Annotated in this window: 18 protein-coding genes; 9 read left to right on the top strand and 9 right to left on the bottom strand. The window is 62.6% G+C overall.

Translation table 11 applies throughout. From position 1 onward, the window contains the following. Positions 1–288 precede the first annotated feature (288 nt). The 7 genes from AB0N72_RS18110 to purM all read left to right on the top strand — a co-directional run bounded on the left by AB0N72_RS18110 (position 289) and on the right by purM (position 6,820). A complete protein-coding gene (locus AB0N72_RS18110; protein ID WP_363933683.1) occupies positions 289–684 on the top strand; it encodes a hypothetical protein in 396 nt (131 codons plus the stop codon). 928 nt (positions 685–1,612) lie between these two features. After that, on the top strand, positions 1,613–2,452 hold the full coding sequence (locus AB0N72_RS18105) for a phosphatase PAP2 family protein (RefSeq protein ID WP_363933681.1): 840 nt from the start codon (positions 1,613–1,615) through the stop codon (positions 2,450–2,452). 153 nt (positions 2,453–2,605) lie between these two features. After that, positions 2,606–3,115 carry a 2-oxo-4-hydroxy-4-carboxy-5-ureidoimidazoline decarboxylase gene (uraD, locus tag AB0N72_RS18100; protein WP_363933679.1) on the top strand — a complete coding sequence of 170 codons (510 nt, stop codon included), beginning with the start codon at positions 2,606–2,608 and terminating at the stop codon, positions 3,113–3,115. Next, positions 3,112–3,453: a hydroxyisourate hydrolase gene (gene uraH / locus AB0N72_RS18095; protein ID WP_363933678.1), complete on the top strand. Its 342-nt coding sequence runs from the start codon at positions 3,112–3,114 to the stop codon at positions 3,451–3,453. The genes uraD and uraH overlap by 4 nt, the downstream gene beginning before the upstream one ends. A 91-nt stretch (positions 3,454–3,544) precedes the next feature. Continuing rightward, on the top strand, positions 3,545–3,877 hold the full coding sequence (locus AB0N72_RS18090) for a hypothetical protein (RefSeq protein WP_363933677.1): 333 nt from the start codon (positions 3,545–3,547) through the stop codon (positions 3,875–3,877). 157 nt (positions 3,878–4,034) lie between these two features. Next, a complete protein-coding gene (gene purF, locus AB0N72_RS18085; protein WP_363933675.1) occupies positions 4,035–5,666 on the top strand; it encodes an amidophosphoribosyltransferase in 1,632 nt (543 codons plus the stop codon). Next, positions 5,663–6,820: a phosphoribosylformylglycinamidine cyclo-ligase gene (purM, locus tag AB0N72_RS18080; protein ID WP_363933674.1), complete on the top strand. Its 1,158-nt coding sequence runs from the start codon at positions 5,663–5,665 to the stop codon at positions 6,818–6,820. Before purF ends, purM begins: the two co-directional genes overlap by 4 nt. 300 nt (positions 6,821–7,120) lie before the next feature. On the opposite strand, the gene AB0N72_RS18075 is transcribed toward purM, so the two are convergent. From AB0N72_RS18075 to AB0N72_RS18060, 4 genes are all read right to left on the bottom strand, one after another. After that, positions 7,121–8,602 (bottom strand): SpaH/EbpB family LPXTG-anchored major pilin, encoded by a 1,482-nt coding sequence (locus AB0N72_RS18075; RefSeq protein ID WP_363933672.1) that lies wholly within the window; start codon positions 8,600–8,602, stop codon positions 7,121–7,123. Between the two features lie 89 nt (positions 8,603–8,691). Beyond that, positions 8,692–11,274, bottom strand: a complete 2,583-nt coding sequence (locus AB0N72_RS18070; RefSeq protein WP_363933670.1) for a GEVED domain-containing protein — start codon at positions 11,272–11,274, stop codon at positions 8,692–8,694. Positions 11,275–11,818: 544 nt separating this feature from the next. Continuing rightward, on the bottom strand, positions 11,819–12,589 hold the full coding sequence (locus AB0N72_RS18065) for a VOC family protein (protein WP_363933668.1): 771 nt from the start codon (positions 12,587–12,589) through the stop codon (positions 11,819–11,821). Between the two features lie 188 nt (positions 12,590–12,777). Further along, the gene (locus AB0N72_RS18060; RefSeq protein ID WP_011776148.1) at positions 12,778–13,002 is read right to left on the bottom strand and encodes a DUF3073 domain-containing protein; all 225 of its coding nucleotides are present in this window, start codon (positions 13,000–13,002) and stop codon (positions 12,778–12,780) included. Positions 13,003–13,245: 243 nt separating this feature from the next. Between AB0N72_RS18060 and AB0N72_RS18055 the strand changes: the two genes are divergently transcribed. After that, the gene (locus AB0N72_RS18055) at positions 13,246–14,097 is read left to right on the top strand and encodes a septum formation family protein (protein ID WP_363933667.1); all 852 of its coding nucleotides are present in this window, start codon (positions 13,246–13,248) and stop codon (positions 14,095–14,097) included. Between the two features lie 14 nt (positions 14,098–14,111). Here the strand turns inward: AB0N72_RS18055 and clpB are convergent, their stop codons facing one another. After that, the gene (gene clpB, locus AB0N72_RS18050; RefSeq protein WP_363933665.1) at positions 14,112–16,769 is read right to left on the bottom strand and encodes an ATP-dependent chaperone ClpB; all 2,658 of its coding nucleotides are present in this window, start codon (positions 16,767–16,769) and stop codon (positions 14,112–14,114) included. A gap of 139 nt (positions 16,770–16,908) precedes the next feature. Between clpB and AB0N72_RS18045 the strand changes: the two genes are divergently transcribed. Then, complete coding sequence (locus AB0N72_RS18045) at positions 16,909–17,526, top strand: MSMEG_1061 family FMN-dependent PPOX-type flavoprotein (protein ID WP_363933664.1); 618 nt, start codon at positions 16,909–16,911, stop codon at positions 17,524–17,526. A 67-nt stretch (positions 17,527–17,593) separates the two neighbouring features. Here the strand turns inward: AB0N72_RS18045 and AB0N72_RS18040 are convergent, their stop codons facing one another. Genes AB0N72_RS18040 through AB0N72_RS18025 form a run of 4 tightly spaced genes read right to left on the bottom strand, consistent with a single transcriptional unit; the run spans position 17,594 to position 20,704 of the window. Continuing rightward, entirely contained in the window at positions 17,594–18,664 is a 1,071-nt protein-coding gene (locus AB0N72_RS18040) for an ATP-binding cassette domain-containing protein (protein ID WP_363933662.1), read from the bottom strand. After that, positions 18,661–19,464, bottom strand: coding sequence for an ABC transporter permease (locus tag AB0N72_RS18035; protein ID WP_363933660.1), 804 nt, complete (start codon positions 19,462–19,464; stop codon positions 18,661–18,663). Before AB0N72_RS18035 ends, AB0N72_RS18040 begins: the two co-directional genes overlap by 4 nt. 29 nt (positions 19,465–19,493) lie before the next feature. Continuing rightward, complete coding sequence (gene modA / locus AB0N72_RS18030; RefSeq protein WP_363933658.1) at positions 19,494–20,297, bottom strand: molybdate ABC transporter substrate-binding protein; 804 nt, start codon at positions 20,295–20,297, stop codon at positions 19,494–19,496. Then, positions 20,294–20,704, bottom strand: coding sequence for a TOBE domain-containing protein (locus AB0N72_RS18025; protein WP_363933657.1), 411 nt, complete (start codon positions 20,702–20,704; stop codon positions 20,294–20,296). The genes modA and AB0N72_RS18025 overlap by 4 nt, the downstream gene beginning before the upstream one ends. Positions 20,705–20,839 lie beyond the last annotated feature (135 nt).

Here is a 20,839-nt window from a genome sequence, read left to right as displayed (position 1 = left end):
CTCTTGAAATACCGGAATTTAGGCCAAAAGGCGGCGCTTCTGCTGGCGGCCACCATGACAGTTTCCTCTTGTGCAGCACCAGCCGCTCCGGCTCCGGCTCCGGCGATTTCAAGTGAATCGAATACGGGATCGCCGAGCCCAAGCACTACAAATTCTTCGCCCTCGTCCAGCGCAAGTTCAAGCCCTACGCCCTCGAAAACCCAGTCTTCGTCGCGGCCAACCTCGAGCATCTCATCCAGCGCTTCGGCTTCCTCCGGCCCAGTTGCCACGGAAAAGGCGGGTTCGACGTTGTCACTGTCCAACTTCTTCGAGCCTGACAGCAGCTGGACGGAAAACCGTTACGACGTCGCTGATAAATCCGGCGTCAGCGGTATCTCCACATCGATCAGTGGGTATTCAGAAACATCCACCCTTGAGCTGAGGTTGGCTAATAACTTCAGCACATTGACCTTCAACGCCGGCCAAGCCAATGACTCCAAGTCTTCGGACAAAATACTGGTTGTCAGGGTTGTGGGTAACGGCAAACAACTGGATGTCCGGAAGGTCCCGTTCAACACCGTACAAGAGATCTCGGTACCCGTGAAAGGTGTCAACGCACTAAAGATCGAGTTGTCGTTGGACGAGGCCACCAACCGGGATTCGAAAGCCGTCACGGCAGTAGTGTCTGACGTCACGCTCGACTAGAGCCTCCATGACTATCCCTGAGCCGCCTGACCGTCCTCCGAGCAGCGATAACCACCAAGGGTCGCGCCTCAACTTGGGGACGATGGCCGCCATAGCCACCATTGCAGCCCTGGTGGTCGCAGTTGCCACCTTCGTGCTTCAGTTCTTCGGACCGTCCTTGGGAATCGGAGCCAACATTTCGCCGCAGACTTCAGCTGCAGCGAGCATTGTGGCGGAAAACCAAGACACCCCGACTGCCGGGCCAGCCCGGGAAACTTCCGCTGCCGCACCGAGCGAAACTCAAGGGCACTGCCTTGACGAGTCCTTGAACCGGGCAGCGTGCGAGCGGACCCACTCGGCAGAGCTGATCTCCACGGATGGCCCCTGTGACGTCCAGGCGCTGACTCAGTTCGCAGGAGGCAATACCCCCGTCGATACGTTGCGCCGTGACCTTGTCCCCAATGCGATTGACGGTGTGGGCTGCATAGTGACTCTGCCGACGGGGTTAGCCGTAACCATCCAGAACGGCCTGTCCCTCCCGGAGCATGCTGCACTCAGGGAATGCTGGGATCACTTTTCGGACCGTGATGTTAGCTGCGACCAGACCCATACTGCGGAGGTTGTGTACACAGGCCCCGGGACAGAGGCAGGGAGTTGCCGTTCCCGCGCCGATACCTACACCGCAGACGCCTTCAGCCGATATGAGGCAAAACTGGAGGTACTTTCCCGGGACGCGGGTGGAACAGTGAGCTGCCTTGTGCAGGTCCGGGGAAGCAACAATCTGACGGGGTCCGTGAAAAATCTAGGGACGAGGGCTCTCCCTGTGTCGCCGCGCTGATTCTCCTTTTTTAGTAAGGCCTAGTAACCCAATGACAGACCCCAGGAACCCCCAAACCAAAAATGCTAAGGTTACTCACTAATATCGAAGCCGCCACGACAGGGGTCGAAAGTGACGACTGAAGGACAAGAGCCCGCAGACAAGGGCGTACGTGGCGAGGTATACGAGGACCGCTACGTCGCCGGGCAGGACCTTACGCGTTGGAAAACCCCCGCCGGCCGGAGTTTGGCCCACGGTGCCGAATGGGTTACCAAGCGCCTGGGCCCATACGCTGCCCTGATCATCACGCTCGCGGCAGGCCTTGCCATTGCCCTTTCGCTGGCCTGGGTCTTCGGTGAAGTGTACGAATCCGTGACTGAGGCGAACGGCGTGGCTAGCTTTGACCACCCGGTCCTGGACGCGGCCAAGACCCTCCGGTCCCCCGCACTGGACGTTGCGGTGACTGCCTACACGGACATCGGCGGCACTGTTGGCATGCCGCTGATAGCGTTGGGCATCATGATTTTCCTCGCCACCAGGCGTCGCTCATGGACACCAGTAATCCTGATCCTGGCTGCAGGACTGGGTTCACTGTTGATCACCATCCTTGGCAAGCCGATCTTTGGCCGCACCCGGCCCAGCCTGGCAGACGCCATCCCACCCTATGAGCACTCCCCATCCTTCCCCAGCGGCCATTCCCTGAATTCAATAGTGATCGCCGGAATCGTGGCCTATTTGATCATCCTGAGGTTGAAGACCACCCGGTCCAGGGTCATTACTGTGCTTATCGCCGCCGTCTTCGCAGCCACCATGGGCTTGAGCCGCGTGTATTTGGGCCACCATTGGCTGACGGATGTGCTGGCCGCGTGGGCCATTGGCATCGCTTGGCTCGCCCTGGTCATCACGGCGCATCGACTCTACTTGACTGTCCGGGCGCGGCGACATGACAACCGCACAGAGGTAGTCTCTTGACACCAACCGGGCCGCTCGGCTTAACTGAATTACGTATGCTGAAATAACAGTTCCATGATGCGGAAGCTCGAAAGCAGAAGGCTTCCTCCCGCCAGCGGGAGTTCCGCATAGCCCACACCATGGATGCCAGCATTTTGCACGAGGATGACAAGCATGGAGCTTGCAGTATTCAACACGGTTGACCGGGACGAGGCCATCAAGACCCTCACCCCTTGCCTGGACATCAGCCGCTGGGTGGAAACCATTGTGGACGCGCGCCCCTATGCCAGCGTCGACGAACTCCTGGACCAGGCCAAGCGCGCTGCCGAGCCGTTCACCCCGGCCGAGGTGGAGTCGGCCATGGCCCACCACCCCCGCATCGGCGAACGTCCCAAGGCCCAGACCGCCGAAGCGGCCATGTCGCGTTCGGAGCAGGCCGGCGTGGGCCCCGGCGACAACCAAACCACAGCGGCCTTGGCTGAGGGCAACCGCGCCTACGAGGAAAAGTTCGGCCGGGTCTTCCTGATCCGCGCCGCGGGCCGCAGCGCACAGGAGATGCTCGCCGCACTCCAGGAACGCCTCACCCACACCCCCGAACAAGAAGACACGATCGTGGCTGGCCAGCTGCGGGAGATCGCACTGCTGCGCATTTCCGGACTGATCAGCGAAGGAGTCAACGCATGAGCGTTTCACAAGTAACCACACACATCCTGGACACCGGTTCCGGTCGCCCGGCGGCGGGTGTCGCCGTCGTGCTTTACGTCCGCGACGGCGACGACTGGACCCTGGTGGGCAAGGGCGAAACCGACGCCGACGGCCGCATCAAGAACCTCGGCCCGGAGCGGATTCCCGGCGGCGCTTACCGCCTGAACTTCGCCACAGGCGCTTACTACGACGGTCTCGGCACCGAGACCTTCTTCCCGGAAGTGGACCTTCACTTCACAGTTTCCGACGCCGGCGAGCACTATCACGTGCCCCTGCTGCTGAGCCCGTTCGCGTTCTCGACGTACCGCGGCAGCTAATCCAACCCGCCGAGATGACAGTTAATGCCAATGTTCCCCGAGGACATTGGCATTAACTGTCACTTGGGTGCGGAACGGTACGCTTGAAGACATGGCTTCAGAGGACACCACCCCCAACACCGCCCGCCGCGAAATCACTGTTCGCCGGGCACCCAAGTTCGTTCCCTTCATGATTCTGGGCGCGGTGGTGGGCGCAATCGTGGCCGCGATCATCGCTTACGGCCGTCCGGCCGACCCCGCCTTCGACGCCAGCACGGTCTTCGGCTTCTTCCTGATCGTCTGCGCCGGCGGCGGCGTAATCCTTTTCTCCGTCCTGGCCCTGATCCTGGACCGCGTCAGCGTCAAGCGCTCCGAGCGCGCGTTGGTGGAAGCCGTCCCGGATTCGGTTCCGGATGAGGGACCAGAGAACGACGACGTCCGCTAAGTCGGGCGTCCGGCGCGCCTCTTTTGAGGGGAGCCAATGTGAGACACACCGCATTTTTCGCCCAACACGCCTGTTCTGAGCATGTTCCGGGCCGATTCCGGGGGTCACATAGGCAGCGGGGGAACGTACCACGGCCACAACATGAGACAATCGACCAGTGGCACGTGGCGACGGAAAACTTTCTCATGATCTTCTCCCCGGCGAAAAAGGCCCCCAGGACGCTTGTGGCGTCTTCGGGGTTTGGGCTCCCGGTGAAGAAGTAGCAAAACTCACCTATTACGGGCTGTATGCGCTGCAGCACCGCGGACAAGAATCGGCTGGTATTGCTACCAGTGACGGCAAGCGCATCAATGTCTATAAAGACATGGGCCTTGTGTCCCAGGTCTTCGACGAGACAACCCTCAACACCCTCACCGGGCACCTGGCCGTTGGCCATTGCCGGTACTCCACCACCGGTGCAAGCCACTGGGCCAACGCGCAGCCGACCCTGGGTGCAACAGCAACCGGCACGGTGGCCCTGGCCCACAACGGCAACCTGACCAACACCGCTGAACTCCGGGAAATGATCCTTGAGCGCAACGACGGCCAGCTCACCGGTGAAATGAAGCAGGGCAACACCTCTGACACCGCCTTGGTGACCGCCCTCCTCGAGGGCGAAGAGGGCAAGACCCTGGAGCAGACGGCACTGGAGCTGCTGCCCAAGATCAAGGGTGGATTCTGCTTCGTCTTCATGGATGAAGGAACCCTCTACGCAGCCCGCGATACCTACGGCATCCGTCCGCTGTGCCTGGGCCGCCTGGAACGCGGCTGGGTTGTCGCTTCCGAGCAGGCCGGCCTGGCCACTGTTGGCGCCAGCTTCATCCGCGAGATCGAACCCGGCGAGTTCATCGCCATCGACGAGGACGGCGTACGTTCGCAGCGCTTCGCCGAGGCAACCCCCGCCGGCTGTGTCTTCGAATACGTGTACCTGGCCCGTCCGGACGCCGCCATTGCCGGCCGCTCCGTGTACGAGGCCCGTGTTGAGATGGGCCGTCAGCTGGCCCGCGAAAACACGCATGAGGCCGACCTCGTGATCCCCGTTCCCGAGTCCGGTACCCCCGCCGCTGTCGGCTACGCCGAACAGTCCGGAATCCCGTTCGCGCACGGCTTCGTCAAGAACGCCTACGTGGGCCGTACGTTCATCCAGCCTTCGCAGACCCTCCGCCAGCTCGGTATCCGCCTGAAGCTCAATGCCTTGGAATCGGTTATTCGCGGCAAGCGCATTGTGGTGGTGGATGACTCGATCGTCCGCGGCAACACGCAGCGCGCAATCGTGAGGATGCTCCGCGAAGCCGGCGCCAAAGAGGTCCACGTCAAGATCTCCTCTCCCCCGGTTCAGTGGCCTTGCTTCTACGGCATCGACTTCGCCTCCCGCGCAGAGCTGATCGCCAACGGCGCCACCATCGAGGAAATCTCCCAGGCCATCGGTGCCGATTCGCTGGCTTACATCTCCGAGGACGGCATGATCGGGGCCACCCAGCAGCCGCGCGAACGGCTCTGCACCGCTTGCTTCACCGGCAAGTACCCCATCGAGCTGCCGCACGCGGACAAGCTGGGCAAGAACCTGCTGGAACGTACCGATCTTGGCGGACTGGAAGCGGCTGCTGACGCCGATTCCGTGGACGACACCGAGGATCCCGCGGAAAAGCCAGGCGCCACGGGATGCGATCCCGGGCCTGACGCCGAATTCGAGAACCTGCTGACCGACGCTGATCGTTTGACCGACGCCGACAAGAAAGAGCCTGTATGACCTCCGCAACGCCCGCCGCTGGAAGCACCCCGAACACTACAGGCATCACCTACGCCTCCGCCGGTGTCGATGTTGAAGCGGGAGACCGCGCCGTCGAACTCATGAAGGACGCAGTCAAGGCGACCCACAACAACTCGGTGATTGGCGGCGTCGGCGGCTTTGCCGGCCTGTACGACGTCTCCAAGCTCCTCACCTACAAGAAGCCGCTGCTGGCTACGTCCACCGACGGCGTGGGCACCAAGGTTGCGATCGCGCAGGCCATGGACATCCACGACACCATCGGTTTCGACCTCGTGGGCATGGTTGTGGACGACATCGTGGTTGTGGGCGCTGAACCGCTGTACATGACCGACTACATTGCCTGCGGCAAGGTTGTGCCGGAGCGCATCGCTGACATCGTCCGCGGTATCGCAGCTGCATGCTCCGTTGCAGGCACCGCCCTGGTGGGTGGCGAAACCGCTGAGCACCCGGGTCTCCTCGGTGAGCACGAGTACGACGTCGCAGGTGCGGCTACCGGTGTTGTCGAGGCTGACGCGCTGCTCGGCCCGGACCGCGTCCGTGCCGGCGATGTTGTGATCGGCATGGCTTCTTCCGGCCTGCACTCCAACGGTTACTCCCTGGTCCGCCGCGTCATCAACCACGCAGGCTGGGCCCTGGACCGCCAGGTCTCCGAGCTCGGCCGCACGCTGGGTGAAGAACTCCTGGAGCCGACCCGCGTCTACGCCGCCGACTGCCTGGACCTGGCACGTGCCTTCCCGGTCTCGGCCGGAGCCGCTGTCCACGGCTTCAGCCACGTCACCGGTGGTGGTCTCGCTGCCAACCTGGCCCGCGTCCTCCCGCAGGGCCTGGTTGCCACTGTTGACCGCGCCACTTGGGAACTGCCCGCCATCTTCAAGCTGGTCTCCGAGCTGGGCAGCGTCCCGCTGGCCGACCTGGAGCGCACGCTGAACCTCGGCGTGGGCATGGTCGCCATCGTTTCGGCAGAAGCTGCCGACGCTGCAGTGGCCCGCCTCAATGACCGCGGCCTGCCGTCGTGGATCATGGGTACCGTCTCAGCTGACAGCGACTCGATCGACAAGACCGGCCCGGACTACGTCCAGGGTGCCAAGGGCGTCGACGGCGGCGCTGTCCGTTTGGTGAACGCCTACGCCTAGGCGTACTGTCCCGGGCACGTTGATGACACGGGAATGGAATTGACGCAGTAAAGAGGACCTCCGGGATTTGTGTGGAGCTTGTCGAGAGCAAAACACATGTCCAGGAGGTCCTCTTGTCTCACGGCAAACACGGCACCCGTGGCTTCTGTGTGTTCGCCGCGAACCAGCCCCGCGACGACTACTGACGTCGGTGGTCATGGTGGAGAGGTATAGTGCCGAAACCAAAAAGTGGGGAAGATCGCTAAAGGATCTTCCCCACTTTTTGGCTATATGGGAGTCACGGTTGCGGCTCCCATGATGTTAGCTATTGCTGGTCTTGCGGTTCCGGACGAACAGCAGTCCTGCGCCGACAACCAGGAGTGCTCCCGCTGCGTAGAGCAGGCCGGTTCCGACGCCACCGGTGAGGGGCAGCTCGAAGCCGCCATTGGACGGGACGTTCTTCACGCTCAGGTCAATGCCAACTGCCGTGGATGCTGAGTTGATCAGGAAGGAGACCGGCTCAGCGAGCAGTTCGTAGCCTGCCGGGGCAGAAGTTTCGACCAAGTAGTACGTGCGGTAGTCGGCCGAACCCGGTGCAACGGCTGCGCCATTGGCCCAGTCCGAGTAGCGCAGACCGGAGATGGTCAGGGTGCCATCGGCGGCGACGGTAAAGACGCTCTCGCCGTTGAGCACGACCGGGTTGGTCCCTGCTTTGGCGTCAGCCTCGTTGGTGTAGACCGAGAAGGAAGCCCCAGCAAGGGCGGTGCCGTTCTGGTCAACCTTCTGCAGCGTCATTTCGCCCCACTTGGTAACGACCGGCGGAGTGACGATCGGGCCGCCGGGCTGGCCAGGGGTGACGTCGAAGCTGGGGAGGTTGGGGTAAACGAGTGCTTCGTTTTCGATTTCACCGATTTTGTTGACGGTGGTGTTCACCACGACCTGAACCCGGGTGTCGTTGTGGGCGGCCAGTACTGCCAGACCTGCGGGGGTGAAGATGACAGAGACCGTGTTGTTCGCTGCATCGAAGACGACGTTGTAGTCAGTGCCTTCGGTGAGGACGGTTCCATCCAGCAAAGTGGCGGTGGCGCCTACGTAGGTCAGCTTGGGATCGAGGGCGTCCACAATCTTGTAACCATCGATGACGGATTCGTTGGGGATGTCACCTGTGATGGTGAAGTCGATCTGATCGCCGAGCTTCACATCGGGGGCGTCTGTGACGGTCTTCTCTGCCCCGGCAACCGAGTTCTTCGGGTAGACGTGAACGTCGTAGATCCAGTTGTCCTTGTTGTCCGGATCGGTCAAAGGAACAGAAACCAGGAACGGAGCCGACGGTGTTACGCCTGCAGGATAGTTGGTCTCAGTGACCAGGTACAGGCCGACAGGAAGATTCGCGAACGATGCCGTACCGTCGGCAGCGGTGGTCTGTGCCTGCCCTGCACCCAGGGTGTATCCGGCGCCCGTGATGGAACCTTCAGGATCCGTGGGAGCGAAGACGCTGCTCAGGTTATGCGCTGCGTCCCAACCAGCGTTGCTGGACAAGTCAATGGTGTTGACCTGCTGAATGGTGAACTCGATGCCACCCAACGGCGTCAGCCCGGAGGTGTCTACCGCAGTGCCGTTGCTCGGAAGGCCTGTGGGAGTGGCGGGGCGTTCGAACTTGTGGACTGTGATGGAACCTGTCTGATCGCCATCAACCAAGGGCGCTGCCGAGGCCGGGGCGACGGAGAAGGACATCGCCAGCACCGCCCCGGCTATGGTTGCGGCGGCGGCTTTCCACAGCCGCGGGGAGCTTGGATTACTCACTTCGTGTTTCTTCTTTCTATTGATGGTTCGGATGCTCGGGAGTGAACATTCAGCATTCCGGGCTGGCCGCACTACGGCCCCCAGGAGGTCTAGATGGCGGTGGCGTTCCGCATGCGGACGTTAAGGAGTCCAAAGCCGAGTGCTATCAGGATGAGAATCGATCCGGCTGCAGTGAATGGCCACCAGCCGATGCCGCCCGACTCCGGCATTTCGAGTGCAGGCACATCGCGCACCGTGATGAGGAAGATCCCATCACCGTCGGTATCGCTTGTGGTGACTACACCAGCCCCGCTGCCCTGCCCAACTGTCACCGAGCCATTGGCTGCAACGGTGAATTGCACAGCTTCGGCCAACAAGTTGAAGCCCTCAGGTGCGGTGGTCTCTTCAAGCCAGTAGGTACCGGGTTTGATTCCCTCGAGTTGGAACAATCCTGTTTCGCCTGCGACAGCAACGGTGGTTGGGCTTACAAGGGCAGGTCCGGGGGCGCCGTTGTTGTTGGTGTAGACGGTCCACGACGAGCCAGCCATTCCGACCCACTCCTCGTCAGACGATTCACCCACCTTTTCGATCAGGACTTTGGCCGGTGTCTGGTGTGTGGTGGTGCAGTCAGGACCGGGACCGTTTGATCCGGATGCGGCGCAGGTTTGGGGAGGCGTGCTGCCGCTGCCGGTCACCGTGTTGATCAAGGCTGCGTTCCACGCGTTGCTCTTGACGGTGACGCTGTAGCGCAACGTCGCTGTTTGGCCAGCGGGAAGGGTGAAAGCCGCTGTTGTCAATATGGTTGACGGGGCAACAGGATCCGCTACAGCAACAGGGGTTCCTGTACCTATGGTGAGAGTTGCTGAGCCGGGGACGTACGTGGCATCGTCCAGAACATTAGCGAGGTTGTCCTTGAGGACCACCCCAGTGATGATGCCGCTGAGGCTGGTTGCTGTCACTGAATAGTTGATCGTCTGGCCAGGTGTCACCCACCCGTTCTCCGGAACAGCGCTGTTTACTGTGGCGGTCTTCTTTATCGTCCACGCTGGGGGTGCCTTGATTTCTGCGTCATCCGTGGCTGTGACTGGTGGCCCAGTAGGCGGTGTTCCGCTGACTTTGGCTGTGTTTGTGAGCACGCCCGTTGTGACATCGCTCTGGGTCACGACGTAGGTGGCCGTCGCCGTTACGGATTGTCCAGCAAGCAGAACACCGGGCAATCCGGGCCAGGTGTATGTCAAAGCAGACATGGTGCCGGTGCCCGAGAACTGCGTTTCACTGATCACGACGCCCGTAAGGGTGACGTTTCCGGTGTTCTGGGCCACGAACGTGTACGTGGCCGTTTGGCCAGCCACGAGCGTGGTCCTGTCCACCGTCTTGACCAACGTGATGGCCGGAGCAGCGGCTGGGGCGATTGTGACCACGTAGTCCTCCACCTCGCCCGAGTTCGAAGGTCCAGTGGGCACCTGGACCTGGCTTGCGGTGTAACCGATCCGGAATCGCGCATAGGTGGTCCCGGCGGTCATGCCTACGGGAACTGCTGTCCAGTTGAGCGTGGCTGATGTGGCTCCGGCCGCAAAGCTGGCACACGCCCGCTCCGCAGTATTGTTGAAGAGTCCGTCCTTATTGACGTCGATCCAGCCACAGGTAGTTCCGGCTTTGCTGGCGCCACTGATTGCGACTGTTCTGGAATAACTGGTTGCGCCCGCCGTCATGGGCGCCATGACGACGCCATCGTCCATTTGGTCCAGCGCAGCAGTAGCGCTGGCGTTGGGGGACGACGTGCCGTTTGCCACGTTGGCGTTGTCCTCGGTGATGTTGGCACCCAGCGTTACGTCGGATGTCACAGCCCTCGCAGCATTGCCTTGGTCGTAAGACGCCGGGGCATCCCCGAAGTCCTGCGGAACCGTTACGGCCATCAGAAAGTTGTCTTGATTGTGTATATTCGCGTTCGTGACGACGTTATCCGTGTATCCGGGTACGGAGTTGCTGACGGGAACGTGAACGCTGCTGACATCGAAGGTCAGATTGGTAACGATGCCGTTGATTCTCACCGAACCGCAAGCAGCTGTTGCCTGTGCATTGAAGGGTGTGGGGTTGCCACTTTGAGCTGTGGTGTTGCACGAAATACCAGTGTTGTCATTCACTGCGGTGATGGAGTTGCCACTTACAGCGAGATTGCCTCCGGACAGCTTGCTCATGGTCAGCCCAGGAGTGGCAAGGTTCAACACGACGTGATACTGCGATTGCTGATCAGTACTGCCGTTGTTGCCGATATCGAGGGCCACGTACCCGCCCATACCTGCAAGGTTCAACACCGGGTTGCGCACTGGCTGGCTGAAGGCAAGAGTGACGGTGCCCAGACCCGAACACGTTCCACTGGCCGGGCAGTTGTTCACCGCGTCCGTCCAGAACTCTACAGCCGGCGTAGTGCTGGGGATTCCCTGCGAAAAGTCCGAAGCGACGTATCCGCGGCTACCCAGAGTCGTCCTGCCAGCAAGATAGGTCAACCCGGACTGGTCATAAGTTGTGGTGAGGCCAGAGCCCGGCATCGTCAGCACGGCGACTCCGCCAGTGACGTTCGCCTGAGTTGTGGCCACTTCGTACGCGTCCGCCGGCGCGCCTAGCGACAGTCCACCAAGGACCACCATCAACGCGGCGATTATGGCCGTCGCTCTTCCGCGGGGAAACTTCAATGGAGGTCCTTCCAAGAACTCTTACTCAACCGCTCCACTGGGAACGGAAACAATTACAGGGCAGAGCCCCCGCCCCCAAGCAGGGCGAGGCTTCACTAAGGGAGTACCGGCTCGGAACGGAATATGTCGCAAGTTCCAGAAATTTTTTGATAGAGATCTATCGGGACAGGGTTGGATCCTTGATCTGCAGGGGATTTACAGCGCCGCCAAGCAAATCGCCGTCGTGCAGTGGCCCGCGTGGTGGCGGGAAGAGCTCAGGTGAATAGTTGGACGCCGACACCGCTGGTGGGACGATCCAATAGGGGGCGGCCGGGTCAGGGCCCGCACCCGAGATGGTCAAGGACCAGCACATTGGGCAGTCGCATGGCCAGAAACCGACACCGGGCACCGGGCACCGGGCACCGGGCACCGGGCACCGGGCACCGCGAATATGATTACCGCACGGGACCGAACACCGTGCTGATCGGGACGGTCCTTTGTCACCAATGTGCCGGGACCGTAAAAGTGGGCAGTTTATTGCTTCAAAAAGAAGCGGAAGGTCTGCCTAAACCTGGATCAAGCTCAGCACGCCGCCTTGGGGATCCGCGATGGTCGCGAGCGATCCTGACTCCGGATTGTCCTCCGGCTCCAGCAGGAGCTCTCCCCCGGCGGCCACGGCAGCCTCGGCAGCCTTCCGGACGTCGGACACCCCGAAGTAGACCTGCCACGAGGGGTCCTCTCCTTCCCCGGCAGGAACAACGCCGGCCACCTCATCACCGTTGACCATCAGGGTGCTGTAGCTGCCGCCGTCGTCCTGGGGGTATTGGGTGACCTCGTATCCGAAAAGCTGTTGGAAGAATGCGACGGCGGCCTGGGGCTCCGGGGTCAGCAGCTCGGCCCACGCCAAGGCTCCGGGCTCGTTGAAGAGCTTGCTGCCGGTATGTGTGCCCGCCTGCCAGATGCCCGTGGTGCCTCCGCCGGGCGGTTCGATGAACGCGAGGACACCCGTGTCAGCAACCGCCTCCGGCCCGAACTGCAGGCTGCCGCCGGCATGGGCAGCATCTTCGGCCACTTCCTCGGTGTCCGTGGCGGCGAGGTAGATGTTCCACTTCCCGTGCGAACCGGCGGCTTCCTGCATGGAATTCTGCGGGGCGATCACGGCTACCAACTGGTCTTTCACGAACGCCTGCGAGTAGCTGCGCCCGTCCGGAGTGGGGAGGTCCTTGTAGGTCCAGCCGAATACGCGCTGGTAGAAGTCCTTTGCTGCCGCCACGTCCCGTGTCTGCAGGTCCGCCCAACACGGCTCGCCGCTGGCGTAGTGCTTTCTCTCAGTCATGCAGTTAATCCTGTCATGTCGCCGAAGCATCACAACGTTAAAAGAAAAAGGGCCCTCAGGGTACGCCAACGAACGGCGTGCCCTGGGGGCCCTTTTCAAAAGATGTACGGCATCCGGGGATGCGCGATGACCTTATGTACGACGGCGGTACGCAACTCAGTGCCAGCGGCACCTGTTGGTTGCGACAGCTATCCGATACGGCGGGTGTCTACCTCGTCGTCATCATCTTCCGCGTACTTATCCTCGTAGGCCGAGTAGTCCGGCTCCGGGGGATCGTCCGGGAAGTGGCTCTTTACACGACTGGATGGACCCGTGAGCTCACGCTCAAGTGCCGAATAGTCAGTGTTCGGGGAGTAGTACTTAATGTCCCGAGCCTGCTTGGTAGCTTTTGCCTTTTGACGGCCGCGCCCCATGGCGTGACCCCCTTTTGTACTTGGACCGGAGGTGGTCACCTTGGCTATCGGTGAGGCCCCGGAATGTTTGGTCAATTTGTCGTATGTCTAGATTACATGCTTTCAGGGGTGCCTGTGCGCCACATCAGCCCCGACTACTGGTCCAACACTGCCAAAACCAGCCCCCAGCACCTCCAAGCCAGCGGAAAATTGGGTAGAGTCGGCCTCAATGCGGCTCCACAGCAGGAAGGCACACCCCGGAACATGAGCCAAGACAACACCTCGCGACGTGATGGTTCGCCCCTCGAACAGGGCAAGGATGGTGCGTCCCCTGCGCCCGAAACAGCTCCCCAGGCTGCCGGCGAACAGCCTCACACGGCACCATGGACCCCACCATCAGGTCTCCAGCCGGATCCCGCACCAGAGCTCGACCCTGACTTCGTACCGAATCCTGGCGATCAGCCGGATCCCGCGCTGCCCCCGGAAAGTGGTGACGAACCCCACTATCCCTGGCAGCAGCCGTACCCCGGCCAGTCGCAGCAGTGGCAGCCGCCCTACCCGGGCCAGGAACCGGCCACAGGCCAGGAATGGCAACCCGGGCAGCACGGAGACCCTGTCAAGCGCCAACGCCTGGTCATCGGCGGAATCGTGGTGGGCGTCCTGATCCTTATTGGAGTGGTGATCTGGGTCCTGCTCAACCTGCTGGGCAGCCGCCCGGAAGCCGCAGAGGCCAGCCCCTCTGCCACGGCGACGCCGGGTCCGCTCCCCCGCGATGCGAATTCAAAGGACTTTCAGGTTGGCGACTGCTTCGCAAACTTCGACGCCAATGCCACTCAGGCGCGGGCTGTAGCGTGCGATACCGAGCACTCGGCCCAGCTTGGTGCTGTTTTCAGCTACGGTGCCGACGAGTCGTTCCCCGGTGCGAACGCTTTGAAGGAGAAAGGCAGGGAAGTCTGCAAGACCGTGAAGCTCAACACGGCGGCCGACAACTACATCCTGCTCCAGCAGAACGTGTATCCCAGCAGCACCAGCTGGGATCGTGGCGACCGCCGCGTTGATTGCTTCATCGTGGTGGACTCCGGCAACACCATCAAGGAAGACCTGCTCGAAAAGTAGCGCCTTCCCGGGCCTTACTTCCTGCGGACGATGAGGCCCGTGCCCACTGGCGAGCCGCCGTCGGGGTCTGACAGTGCCTCCAGACCCTCTATGGTGAGCTCGTTGACGTCGGCCGCAGTGTCCACCAGGACAGTGTCGCCGTCGCTGATCGCACCCGCCAGGATCTCCTTGGCCAGTCGGTCGCCGATCTCGCGCTGGACCAGGCGCCTTAGCGGCCTTGCGCCGTAGGCGGGATCGTAGCCGGACATGGCCAGCCATGCGCGGGCACCCTCGGTGACCTCCAACGACAACCTGCGGTCGCGCAGGCGCCTGCCCAGTTCGGCCACATGCAGCTCAACAATCCGGGCAAGTTCCTCAACGGTCAAAGGCTCGAACAGCACGATCTCGTCCAGGCGGTTCAGGAACTCCGGCTTGAAGGACGCCTGGACCACCGCCATGACGGCCTCGCGCTTGGCCTTGGCGTCCAGCGACTGGTCTACCAGGAACTGGCTGCCGGAGTTGGAGGTCAGCACCAGGATCGTGTTGCGGAAGTCCACGGTCCGGCCCTGGCCGTCGGTGAGGCGGCCGTCGTCGAGAACCTGCAGGAGGATGTCGAAGACCTCAGGGTGGGCCTTTTCCACCTCGTCCAGCAGCACCACCGAGTAGGGCCGCCGGCGCACGGCTTCGGTGAGTTGGCCGCCCTCTTCGTATCCGACGTATCCCGGAGGGGCACCCACCAGGCGGGCCACGGCATGCTTTTCGCTGTACTCGGACATGTCGATCCGGATCATGGCGCGTTCGTCGTCGAAGAGGAAGTCCGCCAGGGCCTTGGCCAGCTCCGTTTTACCGACGCCGGTGGGGCCCAGGAACAGGAACGAACCCGTTGGACGGTTGGGGTCGCTGATGCCGGCACGCGCCCGCCGCACGGCGTCAGACACGGCCTGCACTGCCTTGCTCTGCCCGATGAGGCGTTTGCCAAGCTCTTCTTCCATGTGCAGCAGCTTCTGGGACTCTCCCTGGAGCATGCGGCCGGCCGGGATCCCCGTCCAGGCTGAAATGACCTCGGCAATGTCGTCCGCGGTGACGTCCTCTGCCACCATCAGTTCCGACTTCGACTCTCCGCGGGCAGACTCCTCTTCGGCGGCGGCACTCAGCTCCCGTTCCAAGGCAGGCAGTTCGCCGTACAGGATCCGCGACGCCGATTCGAGGTCACCTTCACGCTGGTGCTTGTCGGCAGCGGACCGCAGCTCGTCAATCCTTGCCTTGAGGTCGCCCACGCGGTTGAGGCCAGCCTTCTCGGCTTCCCACCGCGCGTTCAGGGCGCTCAGCTCTTCCTTCTTGTCAGCCATGTCGGCACGGAGCGCAGCGAGACGTTCAACTGACGCGGGGTCGGTTTCGTTCTGGAGGGCCAGTTCTTCCATGGTCAAACGGTCGACGGCGCGGCGGAGCTGGTCGATCTCTTCCGGTGCCGAGTCGATCTCCATGCGGAGCCGGGACGCGGCCTCATCCACGAGGTCGATGGCCTTGTCCGGCAACTGGCGCCCCGAAATGTAGCGGTTGGACAGCGTGGCGGCAGCCACCAAGGCGGAGTCGGCGATCGCGACCTTGTGGTGTGCCTCGTAGCGTTCCTTCAGGCCACGGAGAATACCGATGGTGTCTTCCACGCTGGGCTCGCCCACGTACACCTGCTGGAAGCGGCGCTCCAGCGCGGGATCCTTCTCGATGTTCTCGCGGTACTCGTCCAGGGTGGTGGCACCGATCAGGCGCAGTTCACCGCGGGCCAGCATGGGCTTGAGCATGTTGCCGGCATCCATGGCACTCTCACCCGTGGCACCTGCACCGACTACCGTATGGATTTCGTCAATGAACGTGACGATCTGCCCGTTGCTGTTCTTGATCTCCTCAAGCACCGCCTTGAGCCGTTCTTCAAACTCGCCGCGGTACTTGGCTCCAGCCACCATGGAGGCAAGGTCAAGTGCGATGAGGGTCTTGCCGCGCAGGCTTTCAGGTACGTCTCCGGCCACCATGCGCTGGGCCAGGCCCTCGACAACGGCGGTCTTTCCAACGCCCGGCTCACCGATGAGCACGGGGTTGTTCTTGGTGCGGCGGCTCAGGACCTGAACCACGCGCCGGATCTCGCTATCGCGCCCAATTACGGGGTCCAGTTTGCCCGACCGAGCAACCGCGGTCAGGTCCGTGCCGAACTTTTCCAGGGCCTGGAAGGTGTTTTCGGGGTCCGGCGAGTTGACGTTCCTGTCACCGCGGACGCCCGGCAAGGCGGCGAGAAGCGCCTCATGGGAGGCGCCGGCGTCGCGCATTAACTTCCCGACGGCGTCACTTCCGGCCGAGAGTCCCAGCAGCAGGTGCTCGGTGGAGACGAAGGAGTCGCCGAGTTTGTCCGCCTCGTTTTGGGCGGCCTGGATGGCCTGCATGGACTGGCGGGAGAGCTGGGCCTGCTGGACGGAACTGCCCGAAGATGATGGCAGCGCCTTGATGGCCGAGCTCGCCTGCACGCTCACGGCGTCCGGATCCGTTCCCGTGGCACGCAGCAGTGCCACGGCGACGCCCTCGCGCTGGTCCATCAGGGCCTTGAGCAGGTGAGCTGGCTCCACTTGGGGGTTGCCGGCGGTGGAAGCGTTCATGGCGGCCGCAGAAAGGGCCTCCTGGCTTTTGGTGGTGAATTTGATGTCCAAAGAGTGCTCCCTTTCTGGAGTGTGACCAATACTTTCAAAGTTGAGTCTACTACGCTCAACTTTAATTTCGAGGCCATTGGGTTCAATGTTTGCCCACGGCGAAACGGCTGTCCAGCGTCGTCCGGTTAGGCTGGGGTCCATGGACACCATCTCCACCGCTGACGAACTCGAAGACCTGATCGGATTGCCCCTGGAGCGCGTGCGAAAGAAGGTCCGGACTGCGCTCAGCGAATTCGACAGGCAATGGCTTGCGGCCAGCCCGTTCTGCGTCCTCTCCACCACGGATGCCAACGGCCGCGTGGACGCTTCGCCCAAGGGCGACCCAGCCGGTTTCATCCACGTCCTGGACGAGCACACCATTGCCATTCCCGAGCGCCCGGGCAACAAGCTCGCCTTCGGCTTCCACAACATCCTGGAAAACTCGAACGTCGGAATACTCTCCATCGTTCCGGGCCGAACAGACACGTTGCGGATCAATGGCAGGGCACTCATTGTCCGCGATGCAGACTTCTTCGACCAGATGGTGGTCAAAGGCCACCGGCCGCGTGCCGCCGTCGTGGTTTGCGTGGAGGAAGTCTTCACGCACTGCGGCAAGGCCTTTATGCGCAGCGGACTGTGGGAGCCCGGGACCTGGAATCCGGACCAGCTTCCAAGCATCGCGGCGCTCGCCCAGGCCTACACCCAGCCGGAAACGCCCCTGGAAGACCTGGAAGCGTACTACGGGCCGTCATATGCCGAACGGATGTACCGGGACTAAGTAGCCGCAGCTGGCTTCAGGACAGTTCGTGAGTCCCGGGTTGGGCGTCATCGGAAGGATCCAGGCCTCACGCCGGGTACACCGACACCAGCGCCGACTTCACCACGAATCGCACTTCCATGCCGGGAGCCAGGCCCAGGTCGGCAGACGCGGCCGGGGTGATGTCTGCGGACAAGGTGCCGTCCGTACCCGCGCTGGCGCGGACCCGGATTTGGTCGCCGTGCGGCTCGAGGTCGGATATGGTCACCGGGAACGAATTGCGGGGGCTTCCGTGCACGTCCCCCAGGAAAACAGAAACGCTCGACGGTGGGAACGCCGCCACGCCTGCCTGGCCGGGGACAGGTGACCAGCCGGGATCGTGCTGTCCCGCGAAAACCCGGCCATCCGGCGTCGTGATACCTTCCTGGCTGAGGGCGCCGGTGACAATATTCAGTCCTGCAAGTCCGGCGGCAAAGTGGCTTCTGGGCCGTTCAAGGACCTTCCGCGTGGGGCCCTCCTCGACGATCCGGCCGTTTTCCACCACCACCACACGCTCAGCGAGCATGTAGGCGTCCAGGACATCGTGGGTGACGATGATGGCCTTCCGATCCTTCAGGACGCGCTTGAGCACGCGGCGGAGCAACGGGGCGGCATGGATGTCCAGTGCTGCCATGGGTTCGTCCAGGAGCAGCAGTTCAGGCTCGGCCGCAAGGGCGCGGGCCACCGCGACCCGCTGCGCCTGTCCACCGGAGAGCTGGGCTGGTTTCCTGTGCGCGAATTGCAAGGCGTCCACTTCGGCCAGCCAATGCTGAGCCGTTTCCCGTGCTGCGGCTTTGGAAGCACCACCGCTGCGGGGCCCGAACGCCACGTTGTCCAGTACGCTCAGGTGCGGAAAAAGCAGCGCCTCCTGGGCCAAAAGGGCGGTACCACGCAGGTGGGGTGCAGCCCAATGGCGAGTGCCGGCGTCGAGCGTGAACAGCTGTCTGCCCGCGATGTTCGCCCACCCGGAATCGGGCCGCAACAGCCCGGCGATCACGCCCAGCAAGGTCGACTTGCCCGCGCCGTTGGGACCGAGGACCGCTACGGTTTCGTGGTCGCCGAGGCTCAGGGACATGTCGAAATTTCTGGCCTTGAGGATTGCCTCCAACTCGAAACTCATTGCTGGACCGCCGCTGCTGCACGCCGTCGGCTACCGTAACTGAGCCCCACCACCGCGACTGCCACGGCAACCAGCACCAGGGACAGCGCGACGGCGGCATCGGGGTCGGTTTCGCGCTGCAGGTAGATCTCCAGCGGCAGCGTCCGGGTGACACCTTCCAGGCTGCCCGCGAACGTCAGCGTGGCGCCAAACTCTCCCAGACTGCGGGCGAAGGACAACACAGCCCCCGACGCCAGCCCGGGCAAGACCAACGGAAGCGTGACGCGGCGAAGAACCGTGGTGGGCCGGGCACCCAGCGTCGCGGCTACGGCTTCGTACCTTCCTCCGGCCGACCGCAGCGCACCCTCCAGGCTGACCACCAAAAACGGCAAGGCAACGAACGCCTGGGCCAGGACAACTGCGGTGGTTGAAAACGCGATGTGGATGCCGGCAAGCTCCAGCGACTTCCCCAACAGGCCCTGCCTCCCGAAGGTGTACAGCAGCGCAATACCCCCGACGACGGGAGGCAGCACCAGCGGCAACAGGACGAAGGACCTTAGGAGCTTCTGTCCGGGGAACTCCCCCCCGGCCAGCACCAACGCCAACGGAACGCCCAGGACGATGCACAAAAGCGTGCTCGCAGCGGAGGTCCGCAGGCTCAGGCCCAGGGCGGCGAGTGAAGACTCCGAGGTCACCAAGGGGATGAACTGCGGCCAGTTCACGCGCAGCAGCATCGCCACCAAGGGAAGAATCACCAGGAGGCCGCCCATAGCTGCCACGGCATAGATCCATCGCGGGATGCCGTGGTACGCGGTGCTCATGATCTCCTTAGGGATTGCCAAAACCGGCGTCAGGGTGTGCCAAAACCGGCGTCGCCCAGGACCTTTTTGCCCTTGTCGCTGGTGACCTGGGCAATGAACGCCGCAGCCAGGGCCTTGTTCTTGCTGGAGCCTACCGTGGCTATCGGGTAGGTGTTGACGGCCTTGTCCGATTCCGCGAACGGAATGCCCTTCACATTCTCGCCTGCTCCCTTCACATCCGTGACATAGACCAGGCCGGCGTCCGCTTCGCCGGAGACCACTTTCCCCAGAACGTCCGTCACCGACGACTCCTCGCTCACAGGACTCAAGGTTGTACCGGAGGCCTTCTCGACGGCGTCCGTTGCCGCTCCGCACGGGACCTGGCTTGCGCACGTGACCACTTTGACGTCAGGTTTGGCCAGGTCCGCGAAGGACGTGATCGACGCCGGGTTGCTGGGGGGGACCGCGATCTCCAGGACGTTGCTGGCGAAATTGGTGGCTGATCCTTCAAGCAGGCCTGCGTCAGCGAGTTTTGCCATGTTCTTGGTGTCCGCGGAAGCGAAGACGTCGGCCGGGGCGCCCTGGGCTATTTGGGTTGCCAGATCGGAGGAACCGGCAAAGCTGAGCTTCACCTTGGTGCCGGGGTTTGCGGCTTCGAAGTCCTTGGCCAACTGTGTGAAGGAGGCTTTGAGGGATGCCGCCGCGAACACCGTGATCTCACCTGAAGACTTTCCGGGGGCCTGGGTTGCCGCTGCGCTGGTGTCCGGAGCGCAGCCCACGAGGCTTGCCGACAAGGTACAGGCCAGTGCGCCTGCCACCAGCAGTGCGGCGAAGGGTTTGCGGACGCGGCTCATATGATGCTCTTTCCCTGGGGTGATTCGATGATGACCGTGGTGGCTTTGACCACCGCCGTGGCCACAGACCCCAGTTCCAGCCCCAGCTCCCGCACGGCTTCACTGCTCATGAGGGAGACCACCCGGAATGGACCGCATTGAAGCTCCACCTGCGCCATGACCTTGTCCGCGGTGATGCCGGTGACAAGGCCCACGAATCGGTTCCGGGCGGAGCTCCCGGCCCTGGCGGGGTCGTCCGGAAGGTGCGACTGATCCCGGGCAAGCTTGGCCAGCTCCAAGCCATCCACTGCCAGGCGCCCGGCCGGATCCTTCAGGGGAGTCAGCGTTCCATTCTCAGTCCAACGCCTCACAGTGTCGTCGCTGACCCCGAGGAAGCGGGCGGCCTCGGAAATTCGTATTTGCGGCATGGATTCAGTGTAGATCCGTATTTGCGTAGATATCTATTGTGAGACTCCGCAAACACGGTGTGACCTTGATGGGCGGCGCGCACCTATGCACTCCATGCGCCCGTAGGCTCAGGGGCGCCAGGCGGGAACTGGTGC

This window comes from Paenarthrobacter sp. NPDC089307, from assembly GCF_040685055.1.
Lineage (GTDB): Bacteria > Actinomycetota > Actinomycetes > Actinomycetales > Micrococcaceae > Arthrobacter.
The sequence above is the reverse complement of the archived record's forward strand: the minus strand, read 5'-3'. Positions and strand labels throughout refer to the sequence as shown.

What these genes read in the sequence shown, in the direction of transcription:
- uraD (WP_363933679.1), top strand. Translation starts at nt 2,606, where the DNA reads ATGGAGCTTGCAGTATTCAACACGGTTGACCGGGACGAGGCCATCAAG.
- uraH (WP_363933678.1), top strand. Translation starts at nt 3,112, where the DNA reads ATGAGCGTTTCACAAGTAACCACACACATCCTGGACACCGGTTCCGGT.
- AB0N72_RS18090 (WP_363933677.1), top strand. Translation starts at nt 3,545, where the DNA reads ATGGCTTCAGAGGACACCACCCCCAACACCGCCCGCCGCGAAATCACT.
- purM (WP_363933674.1), top strand. Translation starts at nt 5,663, where the DNA reads ATGACCTCCGCAACGCCCGCCGCTGGAAGCACCCCGAACACTACAGGC.
- AB0N72_RS18065 (WP_363933668.1), bottom strand. Translation starts at nt 12,589, where the DNA reads ATGACTGAGAGAAAGCACTACGCCAGCGGCGAGCCGTGTTGGGCGGAC.
- AB0N72_RS18060 (WP_011776148.1), bottom strand. Translation starts at nt 13,002, where the DNA reads ATGGGGCGCGGCCGTCAAAAGGCAAAAGCTACCAAGCAGGCTCGGGAC.
- AB0N72_RS18055 (WP_363933667.1), top strand. Translation starts at nt 13,246, where the DNA reads ATGAGCCAAGACAACACCTCGCGACGTGATGGTTCGCCCCTCGAACAG.
- AB0N72_RS18045 (WP_363933664.1), top strand. Translation starts at nt 16,909, where the DNA reads ATGGACACCATCTCCACCGCTGACGAACTCGAAGACCTGATCGGATTG.
- AB0N72_RS18040 (WP_363933662.1), bottom strand. Translation starts at nt 18,664, where the DNA reads ATGAGTTTCGAGTTGGAGGCAATCCTCAAGGCCAGAAATTTCGACATG.
- AB0N72_RS18035 (WP_363933660.1), bottom strand. Translation starts at nt 19,464, where the DNA reads ATGAGCACCGCGTACCACGGCATCCCGCGATGGATCTATGCCGTGGCA.
- modA (WP_363933658.1), bottom strand. Translation starts at nt 20,297, where the DNA reads ATGAGCCGCGTCCGCAAACCCTTCGCCGCACTGCTGGTGGCAGGCGCA.
- AB0N72_RS18025 (WP_363933657.1), bottom strand. Translation starts at nt 20,704, where the DNA reads ATGCCGCAAATACGAATTTCCGAGGCCGCCCGCTTCCTCGGGGTCAGC.